The sequence below is a fragment of the Psychrobacter sp. 1Y4 genome (genome assembly GCF_051847555.1).
Genome location: NZ_JBPYDE010000011.1, coordinates 92245 through 109937, shown reverse-complemented (window position 1 = coordinate 109937; position 17693 = coordinate 92245). Strand labels below are relative to the sequence as shown.

General features: G+C 42.2%; 11 protein-coding genes. 3 read left to right on the top strand and 8 right to left on the bottom strand.

Annotated elements, in window-relative coordinates:
* The first annotated feature begins 42 nt into the window (after positions 1–42).
* The 3 genes from metK to ACS8FC_RS10655 all read left to right on the top strand — a co-directional run bounded on the left by metK (position 43) and on the right by ACS8FC_RS10655 (position 2229).
* Positions 43–1209 carry a methionine adenosyltransferase gene (metK, locus tag ACS8FC_RS10665; RefSeq protein WP_299219483.1) on the top strand — a complete coding sequence of 389 codons (1167 nt, stop codon included), beginning with the start codon at positions 43–45 and terminating at the stop codon, positions 1207–1209.
* A 34-nt stretch (positions 1210–1243) separates the two neighbouring features.
* The gene (locus ACS8FC_RS10660) at positions 1244–1612 is read left to right on the top strand and encodes a DUF3144 domain-containing protein (RefSeq protein WP_439260992.1); all 369 of its coding nucleotides are present in this window, start codon (positions 1244–1246) and stop codon (positions 1610–1612) included.
* 275 nt (positions 1613–1887) lie between these two features.
* The gene (locus ACS8FC_RS10655) at positions 1888–2229 is read left to right on the top strand and encodes a hypothetical protein (protein WP_439260993.1); all 342 of its coding nucleotides are present in this window, start codon (positions 1888–1890) and stop codon (positions 2227–2229) included.
* A gap of 102 nt (positions 2230–2331) precedes the next feature.
* Here ACS8FC_RS10655 and ACS8FC_RS10650 read toward each other — a convergent pair whose 3' ends face one another.
* The 8 genes from ACS8FC_RS10650 to ACS8FC_RS10615 form a co-directional block, all read right to left on the bottom strand.
* Entirely contained in the window at positions 2332–3984 is a 1653-nt protein-coding gene (locus ACS8FC_RS10650) for a BCCT family transporter (RefSeq protein ID WP_439260994.1), read from the bottom strand.
* A gap of 199 nt (positions 3985–4183) precedes the next feature.
* Complete coding sequence (locus ACS8FC_RS10645; RefSeq protein WP_439296733.1) at positions 4184–5812, bottom strand: BCCT family transporter; 1629 nt, start codon at positions 5810–5812, stop codon at positions 4184–4186.
* 152 nt (positions 5813–5964) lie between these two features.
* Positions 5965–7617 (bottom strand): BCCT family transporter, encoded by a 1653-nt coding sequence (locus tag ACS8FC_RS10640; protein WP_439296732.1) that lies wholly within the window; start codon positions 7615–7617, stop codon positions 5965–5967.
* Between the two features lie 282 nt (positions 7618–7899).
* Complete coding sequence (locus tag ACS8FC_RS10635) at positions 7900–9141, bottom strand: PQQ-dependent sugar dehydrogenase (RefSeq protein ID WP_439296731.1); 1242 nt, start codon at positions 9139–9141, stop codon at positions 7900–7902.
* Between the two features lie 137 nt (positions 9142–9278).
* Positions 9279–11876 (bottom strand): ATP-dependent chaperone ClpB, encoded by a 2598-nt coding sequence (gene clpB, locus ACS8FC_RS10630; RefSeq protein WP_439260998.1) that lies wholly within the window; start codon positions 11874–11876, stop codon positions 9279–9281.
* Positions 11877–12277: 401 nt separating this feature from the next.
* On the bottom strand, positions 12278–14251 hold the full coding sequence (locus tag ACS8FC_RS10625) for an acyltransferase family protein (protein WP_439296730.1): 1974 nt from the start codon (positions 14249–14251) through the stop codon (positions 12278–12280).
* A gap of 629 nt (positions 14252–14880) precedes the next feature.
* Complete coding sequence (locus ACS8FC_RS10620) at positions 14881–15672, bottom strand: SDR family NAD(P)-dependent oxidoreductase (RefSeq protein ID WP_439296729.1); 792 nt, start codon at positions 15670–15672, stop codon at positions 14881–14883.
* 106 nt (positions 15673–15778) lie between these two features.
* Positions 15779–17491 carry an AMP-binding protein gene (locus ACS8FC_RS10615; RefSeq protein ID WP_439296728.1) on the bottom strand — a complete coding sequence of 571 codons (1713 nt, stop codon included), beginning with the start codon at positions 17489–17491 and terminating at the stop codon, positions 15779–15781.
* Between the last annotated feature and the right edge of the window lie 202 nt (positions 17492–17693).

The window sequence follows — 17693 nt, the reverse complement described above, 5'->3', positions numbered from 1 at the left end:
CTGATTTAGTAACGACAGTCCTTGCAATTAAGCGATCTAACTATGCGTGAATACAACTTATTTACATCTGAATCTGTAAGCGAAGGCCATCCTGATAAAATGGCTGACCAAATATCAGACGCTATCCTTGATGCCATCTTACGTGAAGACATCCAAGCTCGCGTAGCATGCGAGACGCTGGTCAAAACTGGTGCCGTCATACTAGCAGGTGAAGTGACGACTACTGCTAATATCGATGTAGAGCGTATTGTACGTGATACGGTTAATGGTATCGGCTATCATCACTCAGATCTTGGCTTTGATGGTGAGACTTGTGCGGTTATTAATATGCTTGGTAAGCAATCACCTGAAATCGCTCAAGGTGTCGATCGTAGCAGCCCAGAAGAGCAAGGCGCTGGTGATCAAGGCTTAATGTTTGGCTATGCTAGTAATGAAACCGAAGTATTAATGCCGGCTCCTATTGAGTTTGCGCATCGTCTTATGGAGCGTCAGTCTGAGCTACGCCGTGCTGGCGATCTGCCTTGGTTGCGTCCAGATGCCAAAGCACAAGTTACCTTAAAATATGATGGCAACCGTCCGACTGCGATTGACGCTGTAGTATTGTCTACTCAGCATGATCCAAGTATCTCGCAAAAAGATCTGCAAGAAGCAGTCATGGAATCTATCATTAAACAAGTACTGCCAGCCGATCTGTTACATGCTGGTACTCGCTACCACATCAACCCAACTGGCAAGTTTGTCATTGGTGGTCCTGTCGGTGATGCAGGCTTAACCGGACGTAAAATCATCGTCGATACCTACGGCGGTATGGCTCGTCATGGTGGCGGTGCATTCAGTGGTAAAGATCCTTCAAAAGTCGATCGCAGCGCCGCTTATGCGGTACGTTATGTCGCCAAAAACATCGTCGCGGCAGGATTGGCTGAGCGCTGTGAAGTACAAGTGAGCTACGCGATTGGAGTCGCTGAACCTACCTCTATCTCGGTGAATACTTTTGGCACGAGTAAAATTAGCTCTGAAGAGATCATTCGCCTGATTCGTACGCATTTCGATTTGCGTCCTTATGGCATCACGCAAATGCTCAACTTACTCCAACCTATGTATCAACGCACAGCAACCTTTGGACATTTTGGACGCGTTGGCTCTGAGACTGCCTTTACTTGGGAAAAAACAGACAAAGCTGAATTGCTAAAAGCAGATGCAGGTCTATAAATCTATATTCAAATACACTCAATAGGAGTCGCTTATGTCTCAAGATAATATTGATAACAATGCTCAAAATCACAATGCTGAAGCATTGGCTGAAATCACCCCTGAAATGCAGGCATTTTATCAGCGTGCTGACGCCATCATTGGTGTTGCGAATAGCCAATTGGGTCCTGATGCTCATTCAGGGCAAGTCGGCGCTTCATTGCTTTATGCAGCTGCGCGTTATAGCGCTTCGGTCGCCTCTATTGGTTTTGTAAAGGGTGATGACTTTGCAAAAGAAAAAGACGATATCGTAGAGTTTTACGTTAAGCAGTACCGTCAGATGCTAAGTGACAATTTGACTGATTATGCACAAAACTTTGATAAATATGTTCAGCTCAATCAAGATGATAAGTCGTCTAAATAAGCACTTCATTACTCAGTCTTAAAACAAAACCCCAGCCTATTTATAGACTGGGGTTTTTTATTGGCTATCTTTTTAGTACACGACTGACTACAATTAGACTAGTACTTAGGAAACTTAAGCTATTTAAGCTTAGGCCGTCTTTAACTTATAAAAGCAGATATAGCAGAAGAGTCTGCTTTATAACCGATTATTAGTTCATCCACTACAACAGGACGTTGTAGTTTTCATAAATTGCGACTTTCATACATTATGCTTTTCGTAAATAAGGACATCTTATGTTTAATAATAATTTTTGGACATCTTGGCGTTCATGCTTGTCGTTACTTGGAATATCTGTAGCGATGACAATAGCAGGCTGTAGTAATATTCCGAGTGTCGCCGAGCCCGACACTACTCCAATTCATACACCAGCCACTAATCAACCAGCACCCAGTGATAATCTATTTACTAAGTGCCCGCCTCACAACCCAGAGCAAAACATGTGTACCATGCAATACGACCCTGTTTGCGTTACTACTAAAGTTGGCTCGGTAGTCAGTTATCGTACGGCAGGTAATGCCTGCTCAGCCTGTGGCACAACTGCAGCGATAGGTTATGTACCAGGGAAATGTATCTAAACTTTTAATAGCCTTAAAAAATCTAGCGTTATACTTATAAAAAAACCCCAGCCTATTTATAAACTGGGGTTTTCTATTATTCGCGTCATTTTTACAATCTTACTAATCAGACTTGGTAACTTTAGGAGGACCTTTTAGCAAATGTTCATCACGGAACTCGTTTGCTGAGTTATGTTCTGCTGATTCTTCAGTGACAAACCACTGCTGATTGCGATATAACACCAGACGATCTCGGCTCAAGCCGCGAAGTAGCGCATACATCATGACCAGCATGACAATAGCAAAGGGAAACCCTGACACAATAGCTGCGGCCTGTAATGCCCCAAGTCCTCCCGCTGCTAACAATATCGCTGCAATCACACCTTCAGTCCCTGCCCAAAACAGGCGCTGAACCTTAGGTGGATTGGTATCACCGCCCGATGTCAACATATCGATGACGAAGCTGGCAGAATCAGATGAGGTCACGAACCATAGTACGATCATGACAATAATTAAGGCAGTTGCTGCTTGAGTAAAGGGATAGGTTTCCATCAATTTAAAGATAGCACTACCAGTATCTGCTTGTACTGCCTCAACCAGTCCAGGACTGGCTATGTCAGGACTGACTGCAGCCATTAGCTCCATGTGCACTGCCGACCCGCCGAAGGCTGTAAACCATAAGAACAATATGGTAACCGGAATCAGTAACACCCCTAATATGAATTCACGAATCGTGCGACCACGAGAAATACGGGCGACGAATACGCCAACAAACGGTGACCAGCTGATCCACCATGCCCAATAAAAGATTGTCCATGAAGATTGCCAGTTTTCTTGACCTTCATAAGACTCTGTCCATAAGGCTAGCGGAACAACTTGGTGCAGATAATTACCGATATTCTCTACAAAACTATTAAATATAAACTGCGTTGGACCTAAGATAATCACAAAGCTCAATAGCACAATAGTCAGAAAAATATTGATGTCACTTAAACGCTTAATACCTTTATCCAGTCCCATCAATAGCGACAGTCCAGCAAGCGCGGTAATAACCGCAATCAAGACAATCTGTACTGTGATGTTATTAGGAATACCGAATAGACTCTCAAGACCAGAGTTGATCTGTAACACACCTAAGCCTAAGGTTGTGACCACCCCAAACATCGTGCCAAACACAGCCAACGTATCAACAGTATGACCCCAACGTCCATAAATTCTTTGACCTAATAATGGATAAAGCGTTGAGCGAATGGAGAGTGGTAAACCACGGCGATAGTGAAAATAAGCCAATGCTAAAGCCACCATGCCATAAATTGCCCACACATGGATACCGTAGTGTAAAAACGAGATATTCATCGCAAGCTTGGCAGATGCGACCGTCTCTCCTTCACCAAGCGGCGGTGCCATAAAGTGGTACAACGGCTCAGCCGTACCCCAGTAAAGCAAACCAATACCGATACCCGCTGAAAACAACATACCAATCCAAGAGATGAGTTTGTATTCTGGCTTTTCCATCTGATGTCCGAGCCTAATATCACCATATCGGCTAAATATTAGATAGATACTCATGACCACGGCTAAGTTGACTACCATAATAAAGAACCAGCCAAAACGCATTGAGATAAACGCTTTTGCTTGCCCAAACACTACGCTTGCCAGCTCATTAAAAAAGGCACCGAAGATAATAAACGCGATAATTAAAATCGCTGAAGACAAAAATACTGGTTTACTTACCCTTGGAAAAGGGCCCAATCGACCAACTTTAACGTGATCCATAGATTTTTCCAAAATTAAAAAAAACGATACCCTATCAAGATATTGCTTACTTATCAAACGCAGTGTCGTTACGGTTGAGTTTTCATCAAGAAAAGTTTGAAAGTAGCCTGACTCTATTCACTACTTTATTAACTAATAAAACCCCAATCTACGAATAGATTGAGGTTTTGTGTAGCGACGTGCAATTTTATACTATGCTTTAATCACCCTTAGCAATCTCAGGTGGTCCTTCTAATAGTTCTTCATCAACGAACACATTAGCCGTATTGTGCTCGACCGACTCTTCAGTGATAAAGCGCTGCTCTGCACGGTACAATATAAGCTCATCACGATTAAATCCTCGTATCATAGCGTACAGCATGACAAAGACGACAACGGCAAACGGGAATCCTGCCACGATAGCAGCCGCTTGTAGGGCGCCTAAACCGCCCGCTGCCAGTAGAATAGCAGCAACAAAACCTTGAGTTATCGCCCAAAACAGACGTTGGATCTTGGGCGGATTGGTCTCACCACCTGCGGTTAGCATATCGATCACAAAACTTGCTGAATCTGAAGAGGTCACAAACCATAAAACAATCATGATGATGATCAACATCGTTGTGGCTTGCGTAAATGGATAAAATTCCATTAATTTAAAAATTGCATTTCCATAGTCATTTTGTACCACTTCAATGAACCCAGGATTGCCAATCAGCTCCATATTTACAGCCACACCGCCAAAGGTTGTGAACCAGAAAAACAGGATAACCATAGGAATAAATAATACGCCTAATAAGAATTCACGAATGGTACGACCACGGCTAATACGAGCGATAAACACGCCAACAAATGGTGACCAGCTAATCCACCAAGCCCAATAGAAAATAGTCCATGATGACTGCCAATCGCCCTTACTATAAGCTTCACTCCAAAAGCCTAATTGAACGATATTTTGTACATAGTTACCGACGTTTTCAACCAAGCTGTCCATAATGTATTGGGTTGGGCCCATAATAAAAGCAAACCCTAGCAGCACAAAGGTCAAAACAATATTGGTATCACTAAGACGCTTGATGCCTTTATCCAATCCCATTAATAAAGAACCACAGGCAAGCATAGTAATCAAAGCAATCAAGATAACTTGTACCGTTACCGAATTTGGTAAACCAAACAATCCTTCAAGCCCTGAGTTGATTTGTAATACACCAAAACCTAAGGTAGTTACTACACCAAACATCGTACCGAATACAGCCAACGTATCAACAGCATGGCCCCACCCGCCATAAATCCTTTTACCCAACAATGGATACAGACTTGAGCGAATAGAGAGTGGCAGACCACGGCGAAAGTGGAAGTATGCCAGGGACAACGCCACGATGGCATAAATAGCCCAAGCATGGATACCATAGTGCAAGAACGAGATGTTCATCGCTTGTTTGGCGGCCTCTACTGTCTCAGCTTCGCCAAGAGGTGGTGCCATAAAGTGATAAACAGGTTCTGCGGTGCCCCAGTACATGATACCGATACCAATACCTGCTGAGAACAACATGCCGATCCAAGATGGCAGACTATACTGTGGCCTTTCGGTCTGATGACCCAAGCGAATGTCACCATACTTACTAAAAATCAAATACAAACTTAACACCACTGCCACGTTCATTAAGATAACGAATAGCCAGCCAAATCGCCGAGTAATGAAACCCTGTGCTGCAGCAAATACTGAATCAGCCAGCTCATGAAACAGAGCGCCAAATATAATAAAACCCACGATCAAAACTGCCGAGGCAATAAAAACAGGCTTATTAACTCGTGGAAAAGGTCCTAGACGACCAATTTTGAGTTCACTCATAATACCTTCCTAAAATAGAGTTGTGCCACTATGTTTGGATATAAACAACCTATCAAACCTAAAAAATATATATAACCGCATAAAAATAGCCCTAAATGTGAGGGCTATCTGTATATGAAAATTCTAATAATAACAATAACAGGTAATATAGATTAGTCACCTTTAGCAATCTTAGGCGGACCTTCCAATAGATCTTCATCAACGAACTCGTTCGCCGTATTATGATCTGCTGATTCTGCAGTAATGTAATACTGTTGAGCTCTATACAGTATCAACTGATCCCTACTTAAACCACGTAGTAGCGCGTACATCATCACAAATACGACTAAAGCAAATGGTAGACCTGCTACGATAGCTGCTGCCTGTAAAGCACTTAGTCCACCGGCTGCAAGTAAAACTGCAGCTATGACGCCTTCTGTACTTGCCCAAAATAAGCGCTGAATTTTTGGCGGATTGGTATCGCCACCAGCTGTTAGCATATCAATGACAAAGCTTGCCGAATCTGATGATGTTACAAACCAAAGTACAATCATAATGACAATTATAAAAGTAATCGGTTTGGTTAACGGGTAGTACTCGATCAGCTTAAAAATGGCACTACCAAAATCTGCTTGTACCGCTTCAACGAGTCCTGGACTAGCCAATGCAGGATCAATAGCAGCGAGCAACTCCATATGAATAGCAACGCCGCCAAAAGTCGTAAACCAAAAAAACAAGATTGTTATTGGTATTAACATGACCCCTAACACAAACTCACGAATGGTCCGGCCGCGACTAATACGGGCAATAAATATACCGACGAATGGCGCCCAACTTACCCACCACGCCCAGTAAAATATCGTCCATGAAGACTGCCAGTTTTCTTGACCTTCATAAGCTTCGCCCCACAGTCCTAGTGGAACAAACACTGATAAATAGTTACCGACGTTTTCAAGGAAACTATCGAAGATAAATAACGTTGGTCCTAGAATAACCATAAAGCCAAGTAAGATGGCTGTCAGTCCGATATTGATATCACTTAGGCGTTTGATACCTTTATCCAAACCCATTAACACGGAAATAACGGCTAAAACCGTTATAAAAGCAATTAAAGCAATTTGTACTGTTAAACTATTAGGCGTACCAAATAGTTTCTCAAGTCCTGAGTTTATTTGCAAAACCCCCAGACCCAAAGATGTTACAACACCAAACATTGTCCCAAATACTGCTAGGATATCAACAGCGTGCCCCCATCGACCGAAGATCTTTTTGCCTAATAACGGATAGAGCGTTGATCGAATTGATAGAGGTAAGCCGCGGCGATAATGAAAATAGGCGAGAGACAATGCAACAAACGCATACAGTGCCCAAGCGTGTAATCCCCAATGCAAAAAGGTAAAGTTGATAGCTTGTTTAGCCGTCTCTACGCTATTTGGCTCACCTAATGGGGGCGCCATAAAGTGGTATAAAGGCTCAGCGGTGCCCCAATAGATCAAACCAATACCGACACCCGCAGAAAACAACATGCCAATCCATGAGAATAGACTGTATTGTGGTGCCTCTGTTTGAAGACCCAAACGAATGTCGCCATAACGGCTCATGGCTAAATAAATACATAACGCTAAAGCCAAGTTCATTAATAGAATAAAAAGCCAGCCAAACTTATCAGTAATAAAACCCTGCAAAAAACTAAAAAGAGTACCAGCAGTTTCAGTAAATAGCACGCCAAAGATAATAAAACCGACGATTAAAATACCTGACGTAATAAAAACAGGCTTACTCACTCGCGGAAACGGTCCCAATCTCTCAACTTTTAGATGGTCCATCTGTAAATTTACCTTAATTTCCTGTGAGGCACACAATAACAAGATATTTCTTAACTATCAAATCTAATTCAACTACTTACAAGTTTGCAACTGACTGCAATACTGCGGATTAATGGCTTATAACCAGTTTAAAAACAGTAATAATAGTAAGAATTAAGCATCAATACCTCTTATTATTACAGATGTGTCTTAAAACATTCTACTTCTTTATATACTAACAATTAGGAATCATCGCAGCATTTATATGGCAAAAGTATATAAATCAAATAAAGAGGCATATTCTTATTTTGGTAAGAGTTGTAACAATCTACCGCTATCGCCATCTTCTAATACCCACACTTCACCATCGACTGTCAGAACATTACGAATACGAGCACCCATATCATAACGATAACGCTCAGACGCATCGCCTGTCTCTTTCATATCGACTACGATTAAAGCTTTGGATGATAAACCACTCATAAGCGCATCACCCTGCCATTCTGGAAAATTGTTTTGATTACCAGCGCTATAGATACTCATAGATGAGGGTGAAATAACCGGTGTCCATGTAATTTTAGGCGGCTCGAACTCAGGACGGGTGTCGTGATCAGGAATATCAGTACCCGAATAGTTACGGCCATTAGAAACCACAGGCCAGCCATAGTTATTGCCTTTTTTAATAAGATTAAACTCGTCACCGCCACGAGGTCCCATCTCATTGACCCACAATCTGCCTGACTCATCAAATGCCATACCAAGCACATTACGATGGCCTATTGTCCAAAACTGTGAAGCAATGTTGCGAGTATTGCCAGCAAATGGATTGTCTTTAGGGACAGACCCATCAGCATTTAGCCGAATTATTTTACCCAAATTAACGGTCATATCCTGTGAAGGGTCCTTTTTCTGACGCTCCCCTGAACTAATGTATAAGTGCTGTCCATCAGGAGAAAATAGTAATCGATGACTATAATGACCCTGTCCCTTTACTTTTGGGGTTTGCTGCCAAATAGGTGTGATAGCTTGCAAACTTGGCGAATCAGTGTCTAGCCCTACAAGTTTGGCTTTAACGACCTTAGCGCCAAATGTGTTGTTGTCGGGACCGTCACCTGCTTCAACATAACTGATATATACCATCTTACTCGTTGCAAAATCAGGCGCTAACACAATATCTCCAAGACCGCCTTGTCCGCCATATGCCACACTTGGCACACCATCGACTTGTGTCTTATTGCTCGTTTGAGTATCAACGATAAAGAGCTCACCTGTTTTTTGGGTCACAAGTAGTTTGAGAGGGTCATTAGCTGTTTTTGGTAGCGCTGCCATTGCCCATGGCTCATTGAAGGTCGCAAACTCTTTAGTCGTAAATTCAGGTTTGTTGGTGCTTTTTTGCGCACTATTAGCAGCATCATCAGACGCTTTTATTGGTGGGGGCGTTGTATCAGTATTTAAGGTGGTTGAGTTAGAGCAAGCAGAGGCACTAAATAGTAATGCTACTATGCTCAAAGGTACATTGATACGTTTGGTAATGGTTGTCATCATATTCTCCCTATTGATCTGCTTTTATCTAATATAGCAAGTGAAAACACCGTCAAGGTACAAATTATGTTTTTAAATAAAAAAACCCCTTACCTGCTATTGCAAGTAAGGGGTCAGTTTTGTACTACACTTTAGCGTTATTAACTCATTCTAAGCTTATCAAAGGTGAGCTTATCATCTACATCTACGTCGACTTTGATAATGTCACCTGCGACAAAGTCACCTGCCAGCAGTTTTAATGACAATGGGTTTTCAATCTCTTGCTGGATAGCACGTTTTAGTGGACGTGCACCATATACTGGATCATAACCCACAGCGACCAACTGACTCATTGCTTCATCAGATAAGGTAATATCTAACTCACGATCTTGTAAGCGGCGACGCAAACGCTCTAGTTGGATATCAGCAATGCCGGCCATCTGTTCTTGACCGAGCGCATGGAACACTACGATCTCATCAATACGGTTGACAAACTCAGGACGGAAATGCTCACCAACTGAATCCATTACTGCCGCTTTGATGTCTTGGTAGTCTTCACCAACCATCTCTTGGATTTTATGTGAACCCAAATTACTGGTCATGATGATAACCGTGTTCTTAAAGTCTACGACCCGACCTTGCGAATCAGTCAAGCGCCCGTCATCCAATACCTGTAATAAGATATTAAACACATCTGGATGCGCTTTTTCTACTTCATCAAATAGCACAACACTATAAGGCTTGCGGCGTACAGCTTCGGTTAATGTACCGCCCTCTTCGTAGCCGACATAACCAGGAGGAGCACCTACCAAGCGACTGACACTGTGCTTTTCCATGAACTCACTCATATCGATGCGCACCATCGCCTCTTCACTATCAAATAAGAAGTTTGCTAGAGATTTCGTCAGCTCAGTCTTACCTACCCCTGTTGGCCCTAGGAACAAGAACGAGCCAGAAGGACGATTCGGATCAGACAAACCTGCCCGACTACGACGCACTGCATTAGCAACCGACTCAACTGCTTCGTCCTGACCAATAACGCGTTCGTGGAGTTTGTCCTCCATTGCTAGCATCTTATCGCGCTCACCTTGCATCATTTTACTGACCGGGATACCTGTCGCCGCGGCCACCACTTCAGCAATCTCATTATCAGTGACTTTATTACGTAGTAATTTTACGCCAGCAGGCTCACCTGTTTGCTCCTTTTGCTCAGCCAAGTCAGACTCATTGATACGGCGCTCAAGCTGCGGTATGGTTTCATACTGCAGTTTACTCATGGTCTCGTAATCGCCTTCTCGGCTTGCCTTATCATAAGCGATGCGCGTTTTGTCAAGCTCATCTTTGAGCTGTTGACTGCCTTTGACCAGCGCTTTTTCTGCTTGCCAGACTTCGTTAAGATCAGCGTATTCTTTTTCAAGCTCATCAATTTGCGTATCAAGCACTTTACGCTCAGCTCGTGCGCCAGCATCTTCTTCATTTTTGAGCACTTCGCGCTGCATTTTTAGCTGAATAAGACGACTATCAAGCTTACCTAGCGCTTCAGGTTTACTGTCCATCTCCATACGCAAACGACTGGCTGCTTCGTCTATTAAATCGATGGCCTTATCCGGCAGCTTACGATCAGTAATATAGCGATGACTCATACGCGCCGCCGCGATAATGGCGCTGTCTTGAATATCAACACCATGATGCAACTCATAACGCTCTTTGAGACCACGAAGAATAGCAATGGTATCTTCAACCGTCGGCTCATCGACCAATACCTTTTGGAAACGACGCTCAAGTGCGGCATCTTTTTCAATATACTGACGATATTCGTCCAAGGTCGTCGCCCCAACGCAATGTAGCTCACCGCGCGCCAATGCAGGTTTTAACATGTTCCCGGCATCCATCGCGCCGTCCGTTTTACCCGCACCAACCATGGTATGCAGCTCATCGATAAACAAGATAACGTTACCTTCTTGTTTGGCCAAGTCGCTCAGTACACCCTTGAGACGTTCTTCAAACTCACCGCGGAATTTTGCTCCAGCAATCAGTGCACCCAAGTCAAGCGACAGTACTTCTTTACGACGCAGACCCTCCGGCACGTCACCATTGATAATCTTTTGCGCTAGACCTTCAACGATAGCCGTCTTACCGACACCTGGCTCACCAATGAGCACTGGGTTGTTTTTGGTACGGCGTGATAGCACCTGAATAGTACGGCGAATCTCCTCATCGCGGCCGATGACTGGGTCGAGCTTGCCAAGCTCTGCCTGCTCGGTTAGATTAATCGTATACTTATTGAGTGCATCACGCTGATCTTCAGCGTTTTGATTATCTACTTTGTCGTTGCCGCGTAACTGCTCGATAACTACTTTTAACTTATCAGCAGTCACCCCTGCACTCTCAAATATCTTTTTGGTCTCACCTTGTTCAGCCAATGCCAATATGACCCATTCAGTAGCAATAAAATCATCACCCGCTTTTTGCGCTTGACGATCTGCAAGATTTAGAATTTTGACCGAGTTTGGATTTAGGTTGACATCCCCTGTCGGCTCGCTAATTTTGGCTTGATTGTCTAACGCCTTTGCCACGCCATTTTTTAGTGCAGGAATAGAGGCACCTGCCTGCTGACAGATAGACAAATTGGACTCATCTTGCAGCAGTACGGCAAGCAAATGCACTGGATCGATACCAGTATTATCACGTCCTAACGCTAGGCTTTGCGCCTCTTGAATGGCGGCTTGCAGCTTTTGCGTAAACTTCTCAAATCTCATAGTATTATCCTTTTATAATTCATATTTTTAACAGTTTTTATAACGGGCTTATATCATGGCCCTTCTGTTTGTCTGCTATGTATATGCGGGATATCGGATTGTATTTCAACTAAATATATTTAGTGTCAACACCAGATAATGACTTACTAGTAATAGTGCTCACATATACCAACTAAAATTACTTTGTTTTAAACCTTGCCAGTAGTAATGATATTACTTATAGGCTATCAATTGGTGTGTTGTATAGCTATTTCAAGAGAAGAATATGGTAAGGAGAAATTATAAATTTATGGCTCTAGAGGCTGTTAACATAAAAAAAGCCCAAAGCGTTGATTTAACCAATGCGCTGGGCTCTTTCTGTATTAACTTAACATTTTGAATATTTTTAGCTGACCATAGATTTAGCTGACCATAGATAACGCTTCTTTTAATTTATCTTCAAAGGTATCTTTTATAAAGTGTGCATACTCTATACTGATGTGTTCTGCATCACGATACATTATTTTTCCAGAAAAAGTAGTCGGGCATTTTTCGGCGGTACAGAACATATCTGACATATCAATACCTGTAATAATGTCTTGATACTCTATAGTAGGATCAGTTGGCAATAGAGCCTCAGTCCGGTCTATGACACACGCATCTGTATCTGCTGCGTTCCTACTTCTATGTAAGCAGTCTGGTACATCAAAACCAAAGCGTGGATTGTCTCTTATCCCAATCACATCTATTTCGTTATCAGAGATTACTTTCCAAGTATCAATATAAGATTGAGGGATAAACTCCTTTTGATCTACCACCGTTCTAGTAGAATTGGTGATGACAGCATGAGGCGCTATCTCTATGATTTTTTCAACCGCCTCCTCATTCCATATGTGACAAGATTCGTTAGACTCTTCTACCACTCCTAAAGGACAACCCGCTTTTGTCATATTGATTACTTTAAAGTTATTCTCTTTACCGATGCTGTCTAGTGCGGTGATCCATTGTACTGCATGAGAGCCTCCTGCCAGTACTATCTCACGATCAGATGATAAGTCTCCAAAATCGCAAGTAGTCACCTCCTCTCCGTCCATAGATTGATTGCAACCAGCAGCATAGGCAGCAGGGACCCTTTGCTTTATCGTAAGCAGACGTTCACGATCTGGTTTGAAGCTTTCATTTTCTAAGTAAATTTTATCACCTGTAAATGGTTCAATAGATTTTTGTTCCAATTCTATTTTAGCGCTTTCAGTAGTAGAGACGACTTCGTGTCTAAAAGCGAAAGCCGCTACCATCACAGGTAAGAAAAATAGAATTCCGATTGAAAAATTCACCAGTACTTTTTCTCTTGGTATTCTTCTAAAAGGAGATTCTATTTTTTTGCTGGTAAAGTAGGCCAAAAGCGTAGATACGCTCATGATCATTAGCCCTTGTATCAGACTAATAGACTCATAACCAAAATATTCTTTATAAAATATCAGGATAGGCCAATGCCACAGATAGATAGTGAAAGATATCCCCCCTAAAAATACTAGGAATTTGTTGGACAATAGCTTGTTTACGACGCCCTGACCACCGACACCTGACATAATAATAAAAACTGCACCAAGTACAGGAATTAAAGATATAGGACCTGAAAAATTTGCGCCTCTAGGTATAAAGATTGCACCGCCAATAATCAAAGCAATACCTAAGATGCCTAAAATCTGTCTATATTTTATTTTTTTGGCATTGGATATTAAAAGAAACGAGAGTGAACCGAAGAAAAACTCCCAAATTCTAGACAATGGATTGAAGTAACTCATTGCTGGATCGTCTTTGACCAGCATAGTAGCGTAGGCAAAGGATGCCAGTATAATAACAATTATTCCCAAAAAAAGAGGCGTAGATGTTTGTCTTTTCTTCGCAAAATAAGCAAGAGGAATCAAAATCAGTGGAAAGACCACATAAAACTGCATTTGAATAGACAGCGCCCAAAACTGCTGAACCGGGCTTGGCGGTCTACCAGTAGATAGATAATCGACAGAAAGCCTAATTAACTGGATATTTTCAAGATGCAAGGCACTGGCGATGATCTCATGTAACACGGTATATATAAGAACTGGCGATGAGATAAAGTAGCTGGCAATAAGTGTCGCTGCAAGTACAATATATGCTGATGGCGCGACTCTTTTTATAACGCCGCCCCAAAAAGGAAACGGACTTACCGTACCATTTAAAAAATAGCCTTTTAATACTATTGAAGCCATTAAGAATCCGGAAACGACGAAAAATACATCAACCCCACCTGATACCTTATTAAACCAGATATGGAACACCATGATGATAATAGCCCCTATGGCCCTCAGTCCTTGAATGTCGTTTCGATACTCATGGTGGGTATACTTTTCAAACACGGGTTCCTCTCTATATTCAGATAAGCGATTATAGACAATAGCACAGAAATACTAAAAGGGAAGAGGTAACATAAAATAGTCTAGATATACGGTACTATAACGTTGATATATGGTTCTGTAATAGGGTAACAATAACCTCTGTAGCTATTTTTATCGTTGAAGAAGTGCCTTTAAAATCGTTCTATTGATGAGTTGAAATGATAAATTATAGATAGTAATTATCAATAAGAGTCAATAGCCACAAGGCGTGCACAGAATTAAAAACAAGCCTTTGATTTATAAGGACTTTATTCATAATTGTATTATAAGAGTAGCTTTAGAACGATAGACGAGTATCTTTTTGCAGTTAATGCTATTGACCTGGACTGTTGAAATTGTATTTACATCAACAATCAGAATTCATCTAATTTAGATAAAAGATGAACTTATAACGAGTAATTTGGAGAAAAATACAGAGAGATGACAAGCGCTTTACTCTCAATCGATATTTATTGGGCAACCATATTACTATATCGACCAATCTTGCATCTATTATAAATAGCAAAGCGCTATGCTAAATGTTGTGTCTTTTTTATAAATAAGAAATTTATATCAAGGAGTTATCGGATTTTACAGCCAATTAATACAGATTAAACCATACGAATGGCGCCATCTAAGCGAATGACCTCACCATTTAAGTAAGCATTATCAATGATGTGAGTCACTAATTTGGCAAATTCACTAGGGTTGCCCAAACGTTTAGGATAAGGAACGCTCGCTTCTAACTGCTCACGTGCTTTTTCAGGGATAGTATCCATCATAGGTGTCGCAAAGACTCCAGGCGCGATCGTCATAACGCGAATACCGTGACGTGCCAGCTCACGAGCTAGTGGCAAGGTCAAACCGACCACGCCCGCTTTAGATGATGAATAGCTTGCTTGCCCTACTTGCCCATCAAAAGCAGCGATAGATGCAGTATTGATAATGACACCATTATCGATGTTCTTATCTGCAGCGCTCTCTGTATCACTGTTATTCGCTATGCGCTTAGCAATGGAGGCCGCGACCAAACGTGCCACGTTAAACGAGCCAACGAGATTAATATTAACCCCACGACTAAAGGCATCAAGGTCCGCTGGGTTATTTTCGCGATCGAGTAGCTTTTGTACGACAGCGATACCTGCGCAGTTAATAGATCCTTGCAACCCGCCAAACTCCTTTTCAGCCTTATCAACAGCCGCTTGTACCTCTTCGCCACTGGTGATATCACAGCGTACAAAACGAGCATTATCGCCCAGCTCATCGACCAATGCTTGTCCAGTTGACTCATTCAAATCAGCGATAACGACTTTGCCGCCTTTACTAACGATGGCACGAACGACTGCCTCACCCAATCCTGATGCACCACCGGTGACTAAAAAGCTGTGTTGTTGAATTTGCATTATTATTCCTTAACCATTTAAGATTTTGTATTTTTAGTTGAAATGTTGAAAAATTTTAGTTAAAAATATTAAAAATTTTGACAATTAAGCCTATTCATTTAGCAGCTTATTCAGCAGTCAAACTACGTAATAAAAAGCGCTGAATCTTGCCACTTGGTGTTTTCGGTAATGCTGCAACAAACTCAATCTCACGTGGATAAGCATGGGTTGATAAACGCTTACGTACCAAGTCTTTAATTTGCTGGGCAATCTCGTCACTGCCTTCGATGCCGTCTTTTAGCACCACATAAGATTTGATATTATGTCCGCGCACCTCATCGGGGACACCGACGGCAGCCGACTCTGCGACGGCCTCATGTTCTAATACAGTATTTTCAACATCAGTTGGACCGACACGGTAACCTGCCGTCGTAATGATGTCATCATCACGACCTGAGAACCAATAGCTGCCATCGCTATGACGCTCGACCACATCTCCTGTCAGATAGTAATCCTCAAAGAAAGCCTGTTTTTCGTTCCAGCTATAACCACGGAAATAAAATGCTGGCGATTGACTGACCACAACTGCCAGCTGGCCTTGCTCACCATCAGGCAATACTTGCATATCATCACCCAATACGACGAGGGTATGCCCTGGCAGAGCCATACCCATCGAGCCGACTGGGCATTCATGTTCTAACGCATGGTGCTCACAGCAGGTCATTCCGGTCTCTGTCTGCCCATATTGATCGCAGACTTGGCAGCCTAGATGGTTTTGCACCCAGCTTACTACTTCAGTATTTAAAGTCTCACCTGCTGAGTTGGCACAGCGTAGTGATAATGTCGAAGGATTATTATCAGTGATTTCTTCAAAGACACCGCTTGATTTCATCATGCGAAATGCCGTTGGTGAAGAAGCTAAATTGGTAATTTTATGACGCACCATAAAGTCGCGCGTATTGGTCGCATCAAAACCCGCTTCGTTAAAATAAGTTGTGACACCTAATAGTAGAGGTCCGGTAATCGCATAATACAAACCGTACGCCCAGCCTGGATCTGCCATATTCCAGTAGTTATCACTCTCGCGTAGATCAATCGCATAGCGCATATATAGATAAAAAGCTGGCAACGCGGCTAATGGAACACTGACACCTTTTGACTTGCCAACGGTCCCTGAGGTAAACATCTGCAAAAACGACGCATCTGTATCTAACAAAACTGGTTCTATATCTTGCGACTGTGTTGCTATCATCTCGTTATAATTGTCGTCACCCCAAGCCTTACTATCAGCTGCACTACCGATAAAGACCATTTTGGTCTGCTCAGCCAAATCTTCAAACTTGCTACGATTATCAGCGTTAGTGAAAACTACTTTGGTGTTGGCTTTGTCCATCCGGTACTTGATTGAATCATAGCCAAAAGCGGTAAATAAAGGCTGATATATCGCACCTAATCGCCAAGTTGCCAATACAATGATTAATAACTCTGGCGTACGCGGTAGCATGGTCGCTACTTGGTCACCGACTTTTACACCATAAGACTGTAATAAGCTGGCTACCTGTGCGCTGGCTTTATCTAACTCACCAAAGCTCATGCGCGTTATATTACCCGCAGTATCTTCGTGTACCAGCGCGATATTATCAGCACGGCCATCACGCACATGACGTCCACAGCAAGCCATATAAGCATTAAGCCGATCGTCCAGATGATCACCAAAGATCTCTGTTAACAACGCTTCCATATCAAAATTATTATAATAATCAGCATAGCTTGCTAGAGTGTTTGAAGCATTCAAAGCAGTGTTTTGAGATGCATTGGTATTTGAAGACGAGATAATCATGAGCTAATCCTTTAGCAATTTATAAATAGAGATCAACGGGTCAAGTCAGATATATGTTAGTTCTAATAGCAAAACGGTCATATCCTATAGACCGTCTCTTATTCTTACATTTAATATAATCTATTAGTAACGCATTTCTATGTTTATTTCAATACATAACGTATCATTTTTACGATTAAATGCAAGCTTTCTAATAGCTATA